Genomic DNA, 17,681 nt, shown 5'->3' with positions numbered 1-17,681 from the left:
CCGTCCACGTACCGGAGGTGCGCGCGTGACCCCGACCTTCCTCGCGGCCGAGGACCTCTCCCTGTTCGGCCGCGACCCCTGGTGGCTCATCGCCCTCAAGGCCGTGTTCTGCTTCGCGTTCCTGATGGTGACCGTGCTGTTCTCGATCGTCTGGGAGCGCAAGGTCGTCGCCTGGATGCAGCTGCGCATCGGCCCCAACCGGCACGGCCCCTGGGGGATGCTCCAGTCCCTCGCCGACGGCATCAAACTGATGCTGAAGGAGGACGTGGTCGTCAAGCGGGCCGACAAGGTGGTCTACGTCCTGGCCCCGATCGTCGCCGCGATCCCCGCCTTCATGGCGATCGCCGTGATCCCCTTCGGGCCGTCCGGCAACGAGGTCTCGATCTTCGGCCACCGCACCACGATGCAGCTCACCGACCTGCCGATCGCGATGCTCTACATCCTCGCGTGCGCCTCGGTCGGCATCTACGGCATCGTGCTGGCGGGCTGGTCCTCCGGGTCGACGTACCCGCTGCTCGGCGGGCTCCGCTCGTGCGCGCAGATGATCTCGTACGAGATCGCGATGGGCGCGGCGTTCGCCTCGGTCTTCCTCTACTCCGGGTCGATGTCGACCTCGGAGATCGTCGCCCAGCAGCACGACCGCTGGTACATCGTGCTGCTGCCGGTCTCCTTCATCATCTACGTCGTCACCATGGTGGGCGAGACCAACCGCGCCCCCTTCGACATGCCCGAGTCCGAGGGCGACCTCGTCGGCGGCTTCAACACCGAGTACTCGTCGATCAAGTTCGCGCTCTTCATGCTGGCCGAGTACGTCAACATGGTCACCGTCTCGGCGGTGTCGACCACCCTCTTCCTGGGCGGCTGGCGGGCCCCGTGGCCCGTGTCCACCTTCTGGGAGGGCGCCAACCACGGCTGGTGGCCGATGCTCTGGTTCGTCATCAAGGTCCAGCTGCTGCTGTTCTTCTTCATCTGGCTGCGCGGCACGCTGCCCCGCGTCCGCTACGACCAGCTGATGAAGCTCGGCTGGAAAATCCTCATCCCGGTCTCGGTCGTCTGGCTGATGCTGGTGGCGACCGTGCGGGCGCTGCGCAACGACGGCCACGACTTCTCCAAGATCGTGCTCTACGTCGGCGGCGCGGTCGTCGCGGTCCTGCTGATCTCCCTGGTCGCGGACGTCTTCCGGGGCCGCCGGGACGAGTCGGCGGCCGAGGCCGAGCCACCCGCGTTCGACCCGATGGCGGGCGGGTTCCCGGTGCCACCGCTGCCCGGACAGACCCTTCCGCCGGTGCCGCGCCGACGCCCGAGGCACCAGCGGGAGTTGGTTGTCAGTGGTGGGTCGGATACTGAGAGTGACCGTGATGGAAGGGAGGACGAGGGTGTCTAAGTCATCGGAACCGGCGGAGACTTCGGGGGAGCCCGGGGCTTCGTCCGAGGGCAAGTTCCTGAACCCGGTGGCCGGCTTCGGCGTGACCTTCAAGGCCATGTTCAAGAAGCGGCTGACCGAGCAGTATCCGGAGCAGCAGAAGACCACGGCCCCCCGCTTCCACGGGCGCCACCAGCTCAACCGGCATCCGGACGGCCTGGAGAAGTGCGTCGGCTGCGAGCTGTGCGCCTGGGCCTGCCCGGCCGACGCGATCTATGTGGAGGGCGCCGACAACACGGACGAGGAGCGCTACTCGCCGGGCGAGCGGTACGGAATCGTCTACCAGATCAACTACGCCCGCTGCATCCTGTGCGGCCTGTGCATCGAGGCGTGCCCCACGCGCGCGCTGACGATGACCAACGAGTTCGAACTGGCCGACAGCAGCCGCGCGAACCTGATCTACACCAAGGAGCAGCTGCTCGCCGGGCTCGACGAGGGCATGGTCGACTCGCCGCACGCGATCCACCCCGGTATGACCGAGGGCGACTACTACCGGGGCCTGGTCACCGAGGCCGCCCCCGGCACGGTCCGCCAGGTCGCCGTCTCCCGGGGCGAGCGGCCCCCGGCCGCCGAGCAGCCCGCCGACGGGGAGCAGCCCGCCAACGGAGAGCAGTCAGAGGAGGTGGACGCGTGATGCAGCTCGCCGTCTCCGCCACGACGACCTCCACCGGGGAGGCGTTCCAGTTCTGGGTGCTCGCCACCGTCGCCGTCATCGGCGCGCTGTGCACCGTACTGATGAAGAAGGCCGTGCACAGCGCGCTGTGCCTGGCCGGGACGATGATCATCCTGGCGGTCTTCTACCTAGCCAACGGGGCGTACTTCCTGGGCATCGTCCAGGTCGTCGTCTACACCGGCGCGATCATGATGCTCTTCCTCTTCGTGGTGATGCTGGTCGGCGTCACCGCGGCCGACTCGCTCCAGGAGACCATCAAGGGCCAGCGCGTCTGGGCCGCGGTCTGCGGGATCGGCTTCGGGGTGCTCCTCGTCGCGGGCATCGCCAACGCCTCCCTGAAGCATTTCGACGGGCTCAAGGAGGCCAACGCCGGAGGCAATGTGGAGGGCCTGGCCGCCCTCATCTTCACCAAGTACGTGTTCGCCTTCGAGATCACCGGCGCCCTGCTGATCACCTCGGCGATCGGCGCCATGGTGCTCACCCACCGCGAGCGCACCGAGCGCGCCATGACCCAGCGCGAGCTCTCCGAGCAGCGCGTGCGCGACGGCAAGCACCTGCCGCCCCTGCCGGCCCCGGGTGTCTACGCCCGGCACAACGCGGTGGACATCGCGGGCCTGCTCCCCGACGGCACACCGTCCGAGCTCACCGTCAACCAGACGCTGCGCGGCCGGGGCCAGATCCGTGACGTCTCCAGCGAGGCGCTGTCGGACCTGAAGGCGCTGGAGCAGCGCTCCGCCGAACGGCTCGGCAGGGAAGAGGAGGCCGCGAAGTGAACCCCGTCAACTATCTCTATCTGTCAGCCCTGTTGTTCACCATCGGCGCGGCCGGCGTGCTCATCAGGCGGAACGCGATCGTGGTCTTCATGTGCGTCGAGCTGATGCTCAACGCCTGCAACCTCGCGTTCGTGGTCTTCTCCCGGATGCACGGCAACCTCGACGGCCAGATCATCGCGTTCTTCACGATGGTCGTCGCCGCCGCGGAGGTCGTGGTCGGGCTCGCCATCATCGTGTCGCTCTTCCGTTCCCGCCACTCGGCATCGGTCGACGACGCCAGCCTGATGAAGCTCTGAGGGGTCGCTAGAACCGTGGGAAACACAGAGAACCTGATTGCGCTGCTCATCGCGGCGCCTCTGCTCGGAGCGGCCGTCCTGCTGTGCGGCGGACGGCGGCTCGACGCCGTCGGACACTGGCTGGGCACCCTGCTCGCGGCCGTCTCCTTCGGCCTCGGCGTGGCGCTCTTCGCCGACATGCTGGGCCGCTCGACCGACGACCGGGCGGTCCACAAGCACCTGTTCAGCTGGGTCCCGGTGGAGGGCTTCCAGGCCGACGTCGGCTTCCAGCTCGACCAGCTGTCGATGACCTTCGTCCTGCTGATCACCGGTGTGGGCACCCTGATCCACATCTACTCGATCGGCTACATGGAGCACGACGAGAACCGCCGCCGGTTCTTCGGCTACCTCAACCTGTTCCTGGCGGCGATGCTCCTGCTGGTCCTCGCCGACAACTACCTGCTGCTGTACGTGGGCTGGGAGGGCGTGGGCCTGGCGTCCTACCTGCTCATCGGCTTCTGGCAGCACAAGCCGAGCGCGGCGACGGCGGCCAAGAAGGCCTTCCTGGTCAACCGGGTCGGCGACATGGGCCTGTCCATCGCCATCATGATCATGTTCACCACCTGGGGCTCGTTCGCCTTCTCGACCGTCTTCAACGAGGTCGGCGAGACCGGTGACGGCCGCAACACCGCCATCGGCCTGATGCTGCTGCTCGCCGCCTGCGGCAAGTCCGCCCAGGTGCCCCTGCAGTCCTGGCTCGGGGACGCGATGGAGGGCCCGACCCCGGTCTCGGCCCTGATCCACGCGGCGACGATGGTGACCGCCGGCGTCTATCTGATCACCCGCTCCGGCGTGATCTTCAACGCGGTGCCGGACGTGCAGACGGTCGTGGTGGTCGTCGGCGCGGTCACGCTCCTGTTCGGTGCGATCGTCGGTTGCGCCAAGGACGACATCAAGAAGGCCCTGGCGGGCTCGACGATGTCGCAGATCGGCTACATGGTCCTCGCCACCGGCCTCGGCCCCATCGGCTACCCCTTCGCGATCATGCACCTGGTGACCCACGGCTTCTTCAAGGCCGGGCTCTTCCTCGGCGCGGGTTCCGTGATGCACGGCATGAACGACGAGGTCGACATGCGCAGGTACGGCGGCCTCCGTAAGTACATGCCGGTCACCTTCATCACCTTCGGCCTCGGCTACCTCGCCATCATCGGCTTCCCCGGCCTGTCCGGCTTCTGGTCCAAGGACAAGATCATCGAGGCCGCCTTCGCCAAGGGCGGCACCGAGGGCTGGATCCTCGGCGCGGTCACCCTGCTGGGCGCGGCCATCACCGCGTACTACATGACGCGCGTGATGCTGATGACGTTCTTCGGCGAGGAGCGCTGGCGTAACGCCCCGACCCCCTCGCCGGCCGAGCCCAGTGTGGAGCCGGCCGCCGAGCACCGCGGTGAGCACGCCGAGCCGCACCCGCACGAGTCGCCCGGCACCATGACGATCCCGATGATCGTGCTGGCCTTCGGCTCGGTCCTCGCGGGCGGGCTCTTCAGCATCAACGAGTCGTTCGTGAAGTGGCTGGAGCCGGTCACGAGCCTCTCGCACGGCGACTCGCCGGTGAGCGAGGGCGTGGTCACCGCGGCCACCGTCACGGTGCTGCTGATCGGCGTCGGTCTCGCGTACCTCCAGTACGGACGCAAGCCGGTCCCGGTCACCGCCCCGCGCGGCTCGCTGCTCACCCGGGCCGCCCGCCGCGATCTCCTCCAGGACGACTTCAACCACGTGGTCCTGGTCCGCGGCGGCGAGCACCTCACCCGCTCGCTGGTGTACGTCGACCACACCCTGGTCGACGGAGTGGTCAACGGCACCGCGGCCGGGTTCGGCGGCCTTTCGGGCCGACTGCGCAAGCTGCAGAACGGCTTCGCCCGCAGCTACGCGGTCTCGATGTTCGGAGGTGCGGCGGTGCTCATCGCCGCGACCCTGCTGATGAGGGCGGTGTAAGGCATGTCGTTCCCCCTCCTTACCGCGACGGCGGCGCTCCCGGCGGTCGGCGCGATCGCCACCGCCGCCGTCCCGGCCGAACGGCGGACGGCCGCCAAGTGGCTGGCGCTGCTGGTCTCGGTCGGCACGCTGGTCCTCGGCGCCGTCCAGCTCGTCCGGTTCGAGCCGGGCGGCGACCGGTACCAACTGACCGAGTCGCACGCCTGGATCAAGGACTTCGGCGTCCGCTACGAACTGGGCGTGGACGGCATCGGAGTGGCGCTGATCGCGCTCACGGTCCTGCTGATCCCGTTCATCATCGCGGCGGGCTGGCACGACGCCGACCCCCTGCAGACGCACAACAGCCGTTGGCGGCCCACCCAGGGCTTCTTCGCCCTGATCCTCGCCGTCGAGGCGATGGTGATCCTCTCCTTCGAGGCCACCGACGTCTTCCTCTTCTACATCCTCTTCGAAGCCATGCTGATCCCGATGTACTTCCTCATCGGCGGCTTCGGCGACCGGGCGCACGGCTCGTACCGATCTGCCGCCGACGCGGCGCGGGGGGACGAGGCGGCGGCCACCCAGCGGTCGTACGCGGCGGTCAAGTTCCTGCTCTACAACCTGGTCGGCGGTCTGATCATGCTGGCCGCGGTGATCGGCCTCTACGACGTCGCCGGGACCTTCTCGCTCGACGAGATCGCGGCGGCGCGCGCGAACGGCTCGCTGGACATGGCGACCAACACCGAACGGCTGCTGTTCCTCGGCTTCTTCTTCGCCTTCGCGGTGAAGGCCCCGCTGTGGCCGCTGCACACCTGGCTGCCGAACGCGATGGGCGAGGCCACGGCCCCGGTCGCGGTGCTGATCACGGCGGTGGTCGACAAGGTCGGCACCTTCGCGATGCTCCGCTTCTGCCTCCAGCTCTTCCCCGAGGCCTCCAAGTGGGCCACGCCGGTGATCCTGGTCCTCGCCGTGATCAGCATCATCTACGGGGCGCTGCTGGCGGTCGGCCAGCGCGACATCAAGCGCCTGGTGGCGTACGCCTCGATCTCGCACTTCGGCTTCATCGTGATGGGCATCTTCGCGATGACCACCCAGGGCCAGTCCGGCGCCACCCTCTACATGGTCAACCACGGGATCTCCACGGCCGCGCTGATGCTGGTGGCCGGCTTCCTGATCTCGCGCCGCGGCTCGCGACTGATCGCGGACTACGGCGGGGTGCAGAAGGTGGCCCCGCTGCTGGCGGGCACGTTCCTGGTGGGCGGTCTGGCGACACTCTCGCTGCCGGGCCTCGCGCCCTTCGTGAGCGAGTTCCTGGTCCTGGTGGGCACGTTCAGCCGCTATCCGGCGATCGGCGTGATCGCCACGCTGGGCATCGTGCTGGCCGCGCTGTACGTGCTGGTGCTCTACCAGCGGACGATGACCGGCCCGGTCAAGGCCGAGGTGCGGGGCATGCCCGACTTGAAGGTCCGCGAGCTCCTGGTGGTCGCGCCGCTGATCGCGCTCCTGGTCTTCCTGGGGGTCTACCCCAAGCCGCTGACCGACATCGTCAACCCGGCGGTCGAGCACACCATGTCCGACGTACACAAGAAGGACCCCGAGCCCGTGGTGGAGGCGGCCCAGTGAGCACAGCAGCAGCTGTCCACAGCCTGTGGACGACGGCGGCCGACGGGAAGGTCGACAAGATCCCGGCGCCGCACATCGAGTACGCCCAGCTGGCACCCACGCTGATCGTGCTCGGCGCGGCGGTGGTGGGCGTCCTCGTCGAGGCGTTCGTCCCGCGCAGAAGCCGGTACTACGTCCAGGTGTTCCTGTCGGTCGTCGCGCTCGCCGCCGCCTTCGCCGCGGTCGTCGGACTCGCCGCGGACGGGTACGGCACGACGAAGGCGCACATCGCGGCGATGGGCGCGGTGGCCGTCGACGGCCCGGCGCTCTTCCTCCAGGGGACCATTCTCCTGGCCTCGATCGTCGCCGTCTTCACCTTCGCCGAGCGCCGCCTGGACCCGGACGCCCACGGCAACCGGGTCGACTCCTTCGCCGCGCAGGCCGCGTCCGTGCCCGGCAGCGACAGCGAGAAGGCCGCGGTCAAGGCCGGTTTCACGACCACCGAGGTCTTCCCGCTGGCGCTCTTCGCGATCTCCGGGATGCTGGTGTTCCCGGCGGCCAACGACCTGCTGACGCTCTTCGTGGCCCTGGAGGTCTTCTCCCTGCCGCTCTATCTGCTCTGCGCCCTGGCCCGCCGCAAGCGGCTCATGTCGCAGGAAGCGGCGGTGAAGTACTTCCTGCTCGGCGCCTTCTCATCGGCGTTCCTGCTGTTCGGCATCGCGCTTCTTTACGGATACGCGGGCTCCGTCCAGTACGCGACGATCGCGGACGTCGTCGACGGCACGGTCCAGACCGTGGACCCGGCGCTCGCGGGCACCATGGGCAACGACGCGCTGCTGCTGATCGGCGGCGCGATGCTCCTGATGGGGCTGCTGTTCAAGGTCGGCGCGGTGCCGTTCCACATGTGGACGCCGGACGTCTACCAGGGCGCGCCCACCCCGGTCACCGGCTTCATGGCCGCCGCCACCAAGGTCGCCGCCTTCGGCGCGCTGCTGCGGCTGCTGTACGTGGTGCTGCCCGGCATGCGCTGGGACTGGCGGCCGGTGATGTGGGGCGTCGCCATCGTCACCATGGTCGGCGGCGCGATCGTGGCGATCACCCAGACCGACATCAAGCGGCTCCTCGCGTACTCGTCGATCGCGCACGCGGGCTTCATCCTCTCCGGTGTGATCGCGACCAACGCGGACGGGATCTCGTCGGTGCTGTTCTACCTCGGCGCGTACTCGTTCGTGACGATCGGGGCGTTCGCGGTCGTCACGCTGGTGCGCGACGCGGGCGGCGAGGCGACACACCTGTCCAAGTGGGCCGGGCTCGGCCGCCGTTCGCCGCTGGTGGCGGCGGTCTTCGCGGTCTTCCTGCTCGCCTTCGCCGGTATCCCGCTGACCTCCGGCTTCACGGGGAAGTTCGCGGTGTTCAAGGCGGCGGCGGAGGGCGGCGCGGGCTCGCTGGTCGTGGTCGGTGTGATCTCCTCGGCGATCGCCGCGTTCTTCTACATCCGGGTGATCGTGCTGATGTTCTTCAGCGAGCCGAAGGCGGACGGGCCGACCGTGGCCGTGCCCTCGCCGCTGACGATGACGGCGATCGGTGTCGGTGTCGCGGTGACGCTGGTGCTGGGTGTGGCGCCGCAGTACTTCCTGGACCTGGCGGGTCAGGCGGGGGTGTTCGTGCGGTAGCGCTCGGTGGGGCCCGGGATACGGCAGCCGACCGTGGTGGCCGCCCGCGCGGCTCCCCGTTCCCCCGGCAGGTTCAGGAGCCCCGGTACGCCACGGCGTGCCGGGGCTCCGCGCTACCCCCATCGGGGCCTGTGGATAACTTTTCGCCCCACTTGACCTGCGGTTATGGCGAGATCTGGCTGGATCGCGGCAGGGGGTGTCCGCCCGGCGCCCTATCGTGGCAGGGGTGGCGGAGACAGGAGAACGACGGTGGGGGACGGCGGGATGAACGGGACGGAAGGGGCGGTCGAGGTGGTGGACCAGCCGGTGGCCGGGGCCGCGGCCGGGACGACGGCCGGGTCGGCGGTCGAGAGCGAGGCGCTGCGGACGCTGAACCGGGTCTTCGGCTACGAGAGCTTCCGCGGCGACCAGGGCGCGGTCATCGAGCACGTGGTCGGCGGCGGCGACGCCGTGGTCCTCATGCCCACGGGTGCCGGCAAGTCGCTCTGCTACCAGATCCCCGCCCTGGTCAGACCCGGTACGGGAGTCGTGGTCTCGCCCCTCATCGCCCTGATGCAGGACCAGGTGGACGCGCTGCGGGCGCTCGGCGTGCGGGCCGGGTTCATCAACTCCACCCAGGACTTCGACGAGCGCCGCACGGTGGAGGCGGAGCTCCTCGCGGGCGAGCTCGACCTGCTCTATCTGGCCCCCGAGCGGCTGCGCGTGGAGGCCACCCTCGATCTGCTCTCCCGGGCCAAGATCTCCGTCTTCGCGATCGACGAGGCGCACTGCGTGGCGCAGTGGGGCCACGACTTCCGGCCGGACTACCTGGCGCTGTCGATGCTGGGAGAGCGCTGGCCGGACGTGCCGCGCATCGCCCTGACGGCGACGGCGACGCGGGTCACCCACCGCGAGATCACCGACCGGCTCGTGATGCCGCACGCCCGCCACTTCGAGGCGAGCTTCGACCGGCCCAACATCCAGTACCGGATCGTGCCGAAGAACGACCCCAAGAAGCAGCTCCTGTCCTTCCTGAAGGAGGAGCACGACGGGGACGCGGGCATCGTCTACTGCCTCTCGCGCGCGTCGGTGGAGAAGACCGCGCAGTATCTGAACGACAACGGCGTGGCGGCCGTGCCGTACCACGCGGGCCTGGACGCGGCCACGCGCGCGCTGCACCAGTCCCGCTTCCTGCGCGAGGACGGCCTCGTCGTGGTGGCGACCATCGCGTTCGGCATGGGCATCGACAAGCCGGACGTCAGGTTCGTGGCCCATCTGGACCTGCCCAAGTCGGTCGAGGGGTACTACCAGGAGACCGGTCGCGCGGGCCGCGACGGCCTGCCGTCCACCGCCTGGATGGCGTACGGGCTGCAGGACGTGGTCCAGCAGCGCAAGCTCATCCAGGGCGGTGAGGGCGACGAGGCGTTCCGCCGCCGGGCGGGCGCCCACCTGGACTCGATGCTGGCGCTCTGCGAGACCGCCGAGTGCCGCCGCGCCCAGCTCCTGCAGTACTTCGGCCAGGACGCCCCGGCCGCCCACTGCGGCAACTGCGACACCTGTCTGAACCCGCCCGAGACCTGGGACGGCACGGTGGCGGCGCAGAAGGTGCTGTCGACGGTGGTGCGGCTGGAGCGGGAGCGGCGCCAGAAGTTCGGGGCCGGCCAGATCATCGACATCCTGCTCGGCCGCAAGACCGCGAAGGTCATCCAGTTCGACCACGACGCGCTGTCGGTGTTCGGCATCGGCGAGGACCTCTCCGAGGCGCAGTGGCGGGGCGTGGTGCGGCAGTTGCTCGCCCAGGGCCTGCTGGCGGTGGAGGGGGAGTACGGGACGCTGGTCCTGACCGGGACGAGCGCCGAGGTCCTGGGGCGTCAGCGGGAGGTCAGGCTGCGCTCCGAGCCGGTCAAGCCGGAGCGCGCGTCCCGGACACGGGGTGCGGGCAAGGCCAAGGCCGCCCCGGCCGACTTCCCGCAGGAGGCGGCCCCGCTCTTCGAGGCCCTGCGCGCCTGGCGGGCCGCGCAGGCCCGGGAGCAGGGCGTCCCCGCGTATGTGATCTTCCACGACGCCACCCTGCGGGAGATCGCCGTGGCCCGCCCCGGATCGGTGGAGGAGCTGGGCACGATCGCGGGAGTGGGCGAGAAGAAGCTGCTGACGTACGGCGAGGGCGTGCTGGCGGTGCTGGGGGAGCAGGAGTAGGCGGAGGGCGCGCCGAGCGCCCCTCCGCCTGTCCCGCTAGGACTCCACGATCCGGCCCGTGACCTCGCCGAGGCCGACCCGGACGCCGTCCGGGCCCGGGGCCCACGCGGTCATGGTGACGACATCGCCGTCCTCCAGGAACGTGCGCTTGCCGGTGGGCAGGTCCATCGGCTCCGTACCGTTCCAGGTGAGCTCCAGGAAGGAGCCGCGCTGGCCGCGCTCGGGGCCGCTCACGGTCCCCGAGCCGTACACGTCGCCGGTGCGCAGCGAGGCGCCGTTCACCGTCATATGGGCGAGCTGCTGGGCGGCGGTCCAGTACATGCCGGCGAACGGCGGCTCGGCCACCACCTGTCCGTTGAGCGCGACCGAGATGTGGATGTCGAAGCCGCCTGGCACCTCCGACCGCGCGTCGTCGAGGTAGGGCAGCAGCGGGAAGTCCCGCGCGGGCGGGGCCACTCGGGCGCCCGTCAGCGCCTCCAGCGGCGTCACCCACGCCGAGACGGAGGTGGCGAAGGACTTGCCGAGGAAGGGGCCCAGCGGCACGTACTCCCACGCCTGGATGTCCCGCGCCGACCAGTCGTTCAGCAGGAACAGGCCGAAGACGTGGTCCTCGAAGGAGGCCAGCTCCACCGGCCTGCCCAGCTCGGAGGGGGTGCCGACCACGAAGCCCACCTCGGCCTCGATGTCCAGCTTCACCGAGGGGCCGAACACCGGCGCCGGGTCCGAGGGCGCCTTGCGCTGCCCGTGCGGGCGCGCCACGTCCGTCCCCGACACCACGATCGTGCCGGACCGGCCGTGGTAACCGATGGGCAGATGCTTCCAGTTGGGGGTGAGCGCGTCCCCGTCCGGGCGGAAGATCCGGCCCACGTTGGTGGCGTGGTGCTCGCTCGCGTAGAAGTCGACGTAGTCCGCGACCTCGTACGGCAGATGCAGGGTGACCGTGTCCAGCGGGTGCAGCAGGGGCTCGATGTCGGGCCGGTGCGCGGGCACCGTCACCCACGCGGTGAGCGCGCGCCGCACATCGCGCCAGGCCGTGCGCCCGGCCGCGAGCAGCGGGTTCAGCGTGGGCTTCGCGAGCAGTGCCGCGTACGGGGAGCCGAGCGCGTGCGCGGCTGCCCCCGCGTCCAGGACGTGGTCGCCGACGCGGACGCCGACACGGCGGTGGCCGGGCGCGTCGGGCGTGGAGAAGACGCCGTACGGAAGGTTGTGCGGGCCGAAGGGATCGCCCTCGGCCAGATCGAGCGGGCTCTGCTCGGACATCTGTGCCTGCCTCGCTTTCCACGGGTGTGGAGGACACGTTACGTCGGCGGCGGTTGCCCGGGCAGGGCCCCTGACCGGGCCGCCTCAGCCCGCCGTCCGGGGGATGCGCTTCTCCCAGGTCCGGTGGAAGACGACCTCGTCGCCGTCGCGGCACACCACCTCGTCCGAGGTGAGGAAGTCCGCCGCGTCGCAGGCGACCTCGGACCGGGTGGTGATGGTCACGTTCCAGGCGAGCTCCGGACGGTGCAGCCGGAGCGTCCAGTCGGAGCGGGCGCGCGCGGACTGCGGGTCCGCCTCCTCGATCGTGTAAGTCTCCACGACCTCCTCCGTGACCTCCAGACCGTCGGGGTGGACCTTCGTACCGCCGGAGCGGGGGACCACTTCGAGGCGCCACTCGCCCTTGGCGACATCGCGCACGACCAGGCGCTCGGGGCGGGGCTCGTCCAGCGGCTCGGGGCAGACCACGCCGAGCGGCGCCGCCTGCTCGGGCTCCTCGAAGACGATCTTGTCGGTCGTGCGCTCGCGGACCGGCAGGCTCAGGGCGCTGTCCCGCGGGTCGAGCGTGAAGCCCACCGAGTCCGCCTGCGGCCAGAGCCACGGCCAGTACGCGGAGGAGACCGCCAGACGGAGGCGGTGGCCGGGCGGGAAGCCGTGGCCGATGCCGGCGAGGGGAAACGTCACGTCCTGGGTGGCGCCCAGCGGCCAGGCGTCCGCGCGGTCCGGGCCCTCGCGGGCGGACAGATTGAGCGCGCCCCGGGTGACCAGCGTGGACGAGCCGTCCGGCGCCACATCGCAGAGCCGCGCGACGACCTGCCCGAACGGCACGTCCACCCGCAGCCGCAGCGTCACCCGCGGACGCCCCAGGATCTCCAGCGGCGGCCCGTCCAGGGGCACCGCGAAATCGAACGCCGCCGAGTGCGCGTCCTCCGCCCGCTGGTCCGGCGGCAGATCGCCGGCACCGCCGGACGGGAGGAAGCGGCCCGCGTCCAGACCGGTGTGCTGCGGGGAGTCGACCCGGACCGGGGCGCCCCCGAGTGTGTACACGACGGGGGTGACGTGCGGGGAGGGCCAGGCCGGGTCGCCGACCCAGCGGCCGGGCAGCTCCCCGTACACCGTGGCGGGCCGGTGCGAGTCGCTGATCCAGGAGCGCAGCAGCGGCTCGTCCATGATCCCGCTGTCCCGGCCCCGGAGCCACTGGTCCCACCAGCGCAGGGTCTCCTGGAGGAAGCCGATGGCGGGTCCCGGCGGAAGCCCCCGGTCCGGGTACTGGTGCGACCACGGCCCGATCAGCCCGCGCACCCGGTCCGCGGGCAGCTGCTCCACCAGGCGCAGCACGGTGTCCCGGTACGGGTCGTGCCAGCCGCCCACCGCGAGCACGGCGGCCCGGACCGCCCCGTACTCCTCCCGGACGCTGCCGTGCCGCCAGTATTCGTCGCGCCGCTGGTGCGCCAGCCAGGTGTGCAGGGGCGGCTCCAGGGCCGCCAGGCGGTCCGCCCACATCCGCCCCCACCGCTCGCCGACGTGCTCCGGGTCCGGCGGGCGCGCCGTCAGCGCCAGCGTCCGCGCCGCCCGGGCGTGCATCGCCCCGGCGAGGACGGAACCTCCCAGGTAGTGCCCGTCGTTGTCATAGCGGTCGTCGGGCGCGCAGACGGTGACGACCGCCTTGAGCGGCCCGGGCGCGCGGGCCGCGATCTTGAGGGAGTTGAAGCCGCCCCAGGAGATCCCGATCATGCCGACGTTGCCGTCGCACCAGGGCTGCGCGGCGAGCCACTCGACCACCGCGACCCCGTCCGCGAGCTCGGTCGCGTCGCAGCGGTCGCCCGGCAGCCCCTCGCTGTTGCCGTGCCCGCGCACATCGACGCGTACGGAGGCGTAGCCGTGCCCCGCGTACCAGGGGTGGCGCTGGCGGTCGCGCGGCGCGGTCGCGTCGGTGAGGCGGTGGGGCACGTATTCGAGCAGCGCCGGGACCGGCTCCTCGGTCACCGGACGCCAGATCCGTGCGTACAGCCGTGTCCCGTCCGGGAGCGGGACGAGCACGTCCGTGCGCGTCGTCTCGTACGGGAAGTCGGTGCGGATCCGCATGGTCAGCCATCCCTCGGTGCCGGGCCGGTCACGGTTTCGGTGGTTCCGGACAATCGGCATCTTTCTTAAGATATGGGCTGATCACGAACATACCGGGGTCCATCGGGCTGTGCGCGGGGGGTGACGGGAAGGCGCCAACGGTGATCGAACAACGACCGGATACGCTGACTTGAGTGAAGGCAGCGACACATCGACAATCCGTGTGATCGTCAGCAGACAGGAGTACCCCTCGTGACCGTCGTCGGGCCGTTCGGGCTGAGCGTGCGGGACCAGGCTCTTGAGGCCGATGTCCAGACCGGATTGGCGGCAGTCGAGGCGGGCCTGCTCGACGCCACCAAGAGCGAGGTCCCCTTCATCACGGAGGCCGCGCAGCACCTCGTGCGCGCGGGCGGCAAACGCTTCCGGCCGCTGCTCGTGATGCTCGCCGCGCAGTTCGGCGACCCCTACGCGCCGGGTGTCGTGCCCTCGGCCGTGGTCGTGGAGCTCACGCATCTGGCGACGCTCTACCACGACGACGTCATGGACGAGGCCGAGGTGCGGCGCGGCGTGGCCAGCGCCAACGTCCGCTGGGACAACTCGGTCGCGGTCCTCACCGGCGACTTCCTGTTCGCCCGCGCCTCGCACATCCTGGCCGACCTGGGCCCGGAGGCCGTCCGCATCCAGGCCGAGGCGTTCGAACGGCTGGTCACCGGCCAGATCCTGGAGACCGCGGGCCCGCGCGACGGCCGCGACCCGGTGGACCACTACCTCGACGTGCTCGCCGGCAAGACCGGCTCGCTGGTGGCCGTCTCCGGCCGGTTCGGCGCGATGATGTCGGGCGCCGACGAGTCGGTCGTGGACATCCTCACGCAGTACGGCGAGCGGCTCGGCACCGCGTTCCAGCTGGCCGACGACGTGCTGGACATCGCCAGTGACTCGCACGAGTCCGGCAAGACCCCCGGCACCGACCTGCGCGAGGGCATCCCCACGCTGCCGGTCCTGCACCTGCGGGCGCACGCCGCCCAGCACGGCCGCCCGGAGGACCTGGAGCTGGTCGCGCTGCTCGACGGCGACCTGACGGACGACGCCCGGCACGCCGAGGTGCTGCGCCGGCTGCGGGTGCACCCGGCGCTCGAACAGGCCCGCAGGGACACCGTGCGGTACGCGGAGGAGGCCCGCGCCACGCTGGCCCCGCTGCCGGAGTGCTACGCGAAGGCGGCTCTGGAGGAGCTGTGCGACGCGGTGGTGCACCGCGCGGGCTAGTCCCGTATCCGCCGGTCCGGCGCGGGCTGGTCCCCGTATCCGCCGGTCCGGCGGCCTGCCTCAGTACCCGGAGCCGCCCGGCGGTGTGCTGACACCGCCGGAGGTCGTGCCGCCGCCCGTGTCGGCGGTGGCCTTGCCCCCGGCCGGGGTGATCGCGAACCAGGTGCCGGCCGCGCCCTGCCCGTACGCCTCGCGGGGCGCGTCGTCCTTGGCGTACCGGTAGAGCGGCCAGCCCCCGAGGGTCAGCTGCGTGGTGCCGTCGGGGCGGGTGACCTTGCCGACCAGGGCCTTGTCGATGCCCTTGACGGTCGGCGTGCCGGTGGCGGGGACCGGGGGCCAGATCGCCGCGCAGGCGGCCAGACAGGCGGAGTGGGACGGCTTCGCGGTGTCCTTGTCGAAGCGGTAGAGGACGTATCCGTTGCCGTCCGTGACGACGGTGCCGACCTTGTCGACCTGGGCGGCGGTGAGGGTGGAGGCGGCCGGGTTCGGGGTCGCGGGTGCCGTCGTGGACGGCTTCTCGGTCTTGCTGCTGCTGGTGTTGCTTCCACATCCCGTGGCGGCCAGCGCCAGGACGGCTGTCCCGGCTGCCGCGCCGACGGCGATGCGGTGGACGCTGAGCATGGCGATCCCCTTTGGTGGTACACGGCCGGTGCCGGTTGTTGCTCTGGTTCACCGGTGCTCTTATTCAGGTGTACGGATTCCGGCCCAAAGCAACTCGAACACCCGCTCAGCCAAGAGTGTGACCCAGGTCACATCATTACGGGTCCGGTAGCGCTGTGCGAACGGTCGCATACCTGGCGAAACACCAGTGAACCGGCTCCGGTGCGGCGGCGCGCGGCGGCGCCGCCGTGGGGGCGGGGTGGCGGGGTCCCGGCCCGGCGTACGAGCCGGCGCGCGGACGGGCGCCCGGACCGTGGCTGAAGAGCGCTCAGTGCCGGTCGGCCCGGGGAGGGTTGACGAGGGCCGGGCGGCAACCCCTCCTGGCCTCGGCGGAGTTGCCGCCCCTGACAGGTGTCTGACAGGTACGCGACGTACAACCCCTACTGGTCGGGCCGACTGTCGCACCCGGGTGTCATCCCAGAGAGGTACGCGAGGTTGCTCCCGGAGGGTGACGCCTGAGGGCGGCTGATTTGGTCAGATTGAGAACACCACTCCTGACCAATTCGGGTGAGAATGGCGGCGCGGGGTGGACAGAGCGCAGCACTACGGACGGACGCCGCCGACCACGGAGGTAAGGCACACATGGCACCGAACGACAGCGCACACACCACCGAGGAGGCCGGGGACCTCGTCGCGGGCCGCCGCAAGGCCGCCCGGTACCTGGTCCCGGTCGCGGTGGCGGGGGTGGCGGCTGCGACCATCGGGCTGGTCCCGGCGCTCGCGGCTTCAGGTGACCCGGATCTGCCGAAGATCAGCGCACAGCAGCTCATCGAGAAGATCGCCGCGTCGGACGCCCAGCAGCTCTCCGGCACGATGAAGATCACCACGGATCTGGGCCTGCCGTCCCTGGGCGGTCTCGACTCCTTCGCCCCCAAGGGCGGCGCGGGCAGAGGCGGGTCCTCCGCCTCGCCCGACAGCAAGCTGATGGAGCTCGCCTCCGGCACGCACACCCTGCGGGTCGCGGCCGACGGCCCGGACCGGCAGAAGCTGTCGGTGCTCGACAAGGCGTCGGAGTACAGCGTCATCCACCGCGGGGACGACGTGTGGGCGTACGACAGCGCCTCGAACGAGGTCTACCACTCCCAGCGGGCCGCCGGCGAGAAGGGCCACGGGGACGGCGCGGCCAAGGGCCACGGCCGTCCGGGTCAGGCCCCCGAGTCCCTGCCGACCACGCCCAAGGCGCTGGCCGAGCAGGCTCTGAAGAGCGTCGACCCGACCACCTCGGTGACCGTGGACGGCACCTCCCATGTGGCGGGCCGGGACGCATACCAGCTGGTGATCAAGCCGAAGCAGTCCGGCTCGACCATCGGCGCGATCCGGATCGCGGTGGACGCCAAGAACGGGGTGCCGCTGAAGTTCACGCTCGCTCCGGCCGGCGGGGGCAAGGCGGTGATCGACGCGGGCTTCACGAAGGTCGACTTCGGCAAGCCGTCCGCCTCGACGTTCGACTTCACGCCGCCCAAGGGCGCGAAGGTCACCCAGGACGACGGCAAGGGCCACGCGGGCCGGGGCGAGAAGGGCTTCAAGGGCGCCGAGGGCAGCGCGTTCAAGGGGCTCGACGTCATCGGGAAGGGCTGGAACTCCATCGCCCGCCTCGACGTTCCAGGAGGTAAGGGCATCCCGTCCGCGCACTCCGGCAAGGGCGGCAGGGGCGGTGTCCCGCCGGAGGCCGAGAAGTTCCTCAGCTCCCTGGGCGACAAGGTCACGGGCAAGTTCGGCTCGGGCACGGTCTTCAAGACCCGTCTGATCAACGCACTGGTGACGGACGACGGCAAGGTGTTCGTGGGCGCGGTCACCAAGGACGCGCTGGTGAACGCGGCCAACGCCGCGAAGTAGACACAGCGGTGGGCGCGAGGGGGGACGGGGATTCGG

General features: G+C 70.8%; 13 protein-coding genes. 10 read left to right on the top strand and 3 right to left on the bottom strand.

What is annotated here, in order from left to right; translation table 11 throughout:
• Positions 1–25 precede the first annotated feature (25 nt).
• The 8 genes from nuoH (at position 26) to recQ (ending at position 10,565) form a co-directional block, all read left to right on the top strand.
• A complete protein-coding gene (gene nuoH / locus ACJA3G_RS03400; RefSeq protein WP_406551345.1) occupies positions 26–1,384 on the top strand; it encodes an NADH-quinone oxidoreductase subunit NuoH in 1,359 nt (452 codons plus the stop codon).
• Positions 1,359–2,057 (top strand): NADH-quinone oxidoreductase subunit NuoI, encoded by a 699-nt coding sequence (gene nuoI / locus ACJA3G_RS03395; protein ID WP_406551344.1) that lies wholly within the window; start codon positions 1,359–1,361, stop codon positions 2,055–2,057. The genes nuoH and nuoI overlap by 26 nt, the downstream gene beginning before the upstream one ends.
• The gene (locus ACJA3G_RS03390; RefSeq protein ID WP_406551357.1) at positions 2,057–2,869 is read left to right on the top strand and encodes an NADH-quinone oxidoreductase subunit J; all 813 of its coding nucleotides are present in this window, start codon (positions 2,057–2,059) and stop codon (positions 2,867–2,869) included. The genes nuoI and ACJA3G_RS03390 overlap by 1 nt, the downstream gene beginning before the upstream one ends.
• Positions 2,866–3,165, top strand: a complete 300-nt coding sequence (gene nuoK / locus ACJA3G_RS03385; RefSeq protein WP_067163047.1) for an NADH-quinone oxidoreductase subunit NuoK — start codon at positions 2,866–2,868, stop codon at positions 3,163–3,165. The genes ACJA3G_RS03390 and nuoK overlap by 4 nt, the downstream gene beginning before the upstream one ends.
• 15 nt (positions 3,166–3,180) lie before the next feature.
• Positions 3,181–5,136 (top strand): NADH-quinone oxidoreductase subunit L, encoded by a 1,956-nt coding sequence (gene nuoL / locus ACJA3G_RS03380; protein ID WP_406551343.1) that lies wholly within the window; start codon positions 3,181–3,183, stop codon positions 5,134–5,136.
• A gap of 3 nt (positions 5,137–5,139) precedes the next feature.
• Positions 5,140–6,738 (top strand): NADH-quinone oxidoreductase subunit M, encoded by a 1,599-nt coding sequence (locus ACJA3G_RS03375; RefSeq protein ID WP_406551342.1) that lies wholly within the window; start codon positions 5,140–5,142, stop codon positions 6,736–6,738.
• A complete protein-coding gene (gene nuoN, locus ACJA3G_RS03370) occupies positions 6,735–8,390 on the top strand; it encodes an NADH-quinone oxidoreductase subunit NuoN (protein ID WP_406551341.1) in 1,656 nt (551 codons plus the stop codon). Before ACJA3G_RS03375 ends, nuoN begins: the two co-directional genes overlap by 4 nt.
• Before the next feature lie 264 nt (positions 8,391–8,654).
• Entirely contained in the window at positions 8,655–10,565 is a 1,911-nt protein-coding gene (recQ, locus tag ACJA3G_RS03365; protein WP_406551340.1) for a DNA helicase RecQ, read from the top strand.
• 36 nt (positions 10,566–10,601) lie between these two features.
• Here the strand turns inward: recQ and fahA are convergent, their stop codons facing one another.
• The gene (fahA, locus tag ACJA3G_RS03360) at positions 10,602–11,825 is read right to left on the bottom strand and encodes a fumarylacetoacetase (RefSeq protein ID WP_406551339.1); all 1,224 of its coding nucleotides are present in this window, start codon (positions 11,823–11,825) and stop codon (positions 10,602–10,604) included.
• A gap of 84 nt (positions 11,826–11,909) precedes the next feature.
• Complete coding sequence (locus tag ACJA3G_RS03355; protein ID WP_406551356.1) at positions 11,910–13,907, bottom strand: CocE/NonD family hydrolase; 1,998 nt, start codon at positions 13,905–13,907, stop codon at positions 11,910–11,912.
• A gap of 231 nt (positions 13,908–14,138) precedes the next feature.
• Between ACJA3G_RS03355 and ACJA3G_RS03350 the strand changes: the two genes are divergently transcribed.
• On the top strand, positions 14,139–15,149 hold the full coding sequence (locus tag ACJA3G_RS03350) for a polyprenyl synthetase family protein (RefSeq protein WP_406551338.1): 1,011 nt from the start codon (positions 14,139–14,141) through the stop codon (positions 15,147–15,149).
• A gap of 60 nt (positions 15,150–15,209) precedes the next feature.
• On the opposite strand, the gene ACJA3G_RS03345 is transcribed toward ACJA3G_RS03350, so the two are convergent.
• Positions 15,210–15,770 (bottom strand): hypothetical protein, encoded by a 561-nt coding sequence (locus tag ACJA3G_RS03345; protein WP_406551337.1) that lies wholly within the window; start codon positions 15,768–15,770, stop codon positions 15,210–15,212.
• Between the two features lie 621 nt (positions 15,771–16,391).
• Between ACJA3G_RS03345 and ACJA3G_RS03340 the strand changes: the two genes are divergently transcribed.
• Complete coding sequence (locus tag ACJA3G_RS03340; RefSeq protein WP_406551336.1) at positions 16,392–17,645, top strand: LolA family protein; 1,254 nt, start codon at positions 16,392–16,394, stop codon at positions 17,643–17,645.
• Positions 17,646–17,681: the final 36 nt, after the last annotated feature.

The organism is Streptomyces sp. YS-3 (assembly GCF_045257485.1).
Lineage (GTDB): Bacteria > Actinomycetota > Actinomycetes > Streptomycetales > Streptomycetaceae > Streptomyces.
The sequence above is the reverse complement of the archived record's forward strand: the minus strand, read 5'-3'. Positions and strand labels throughout refer to the sequence as shown.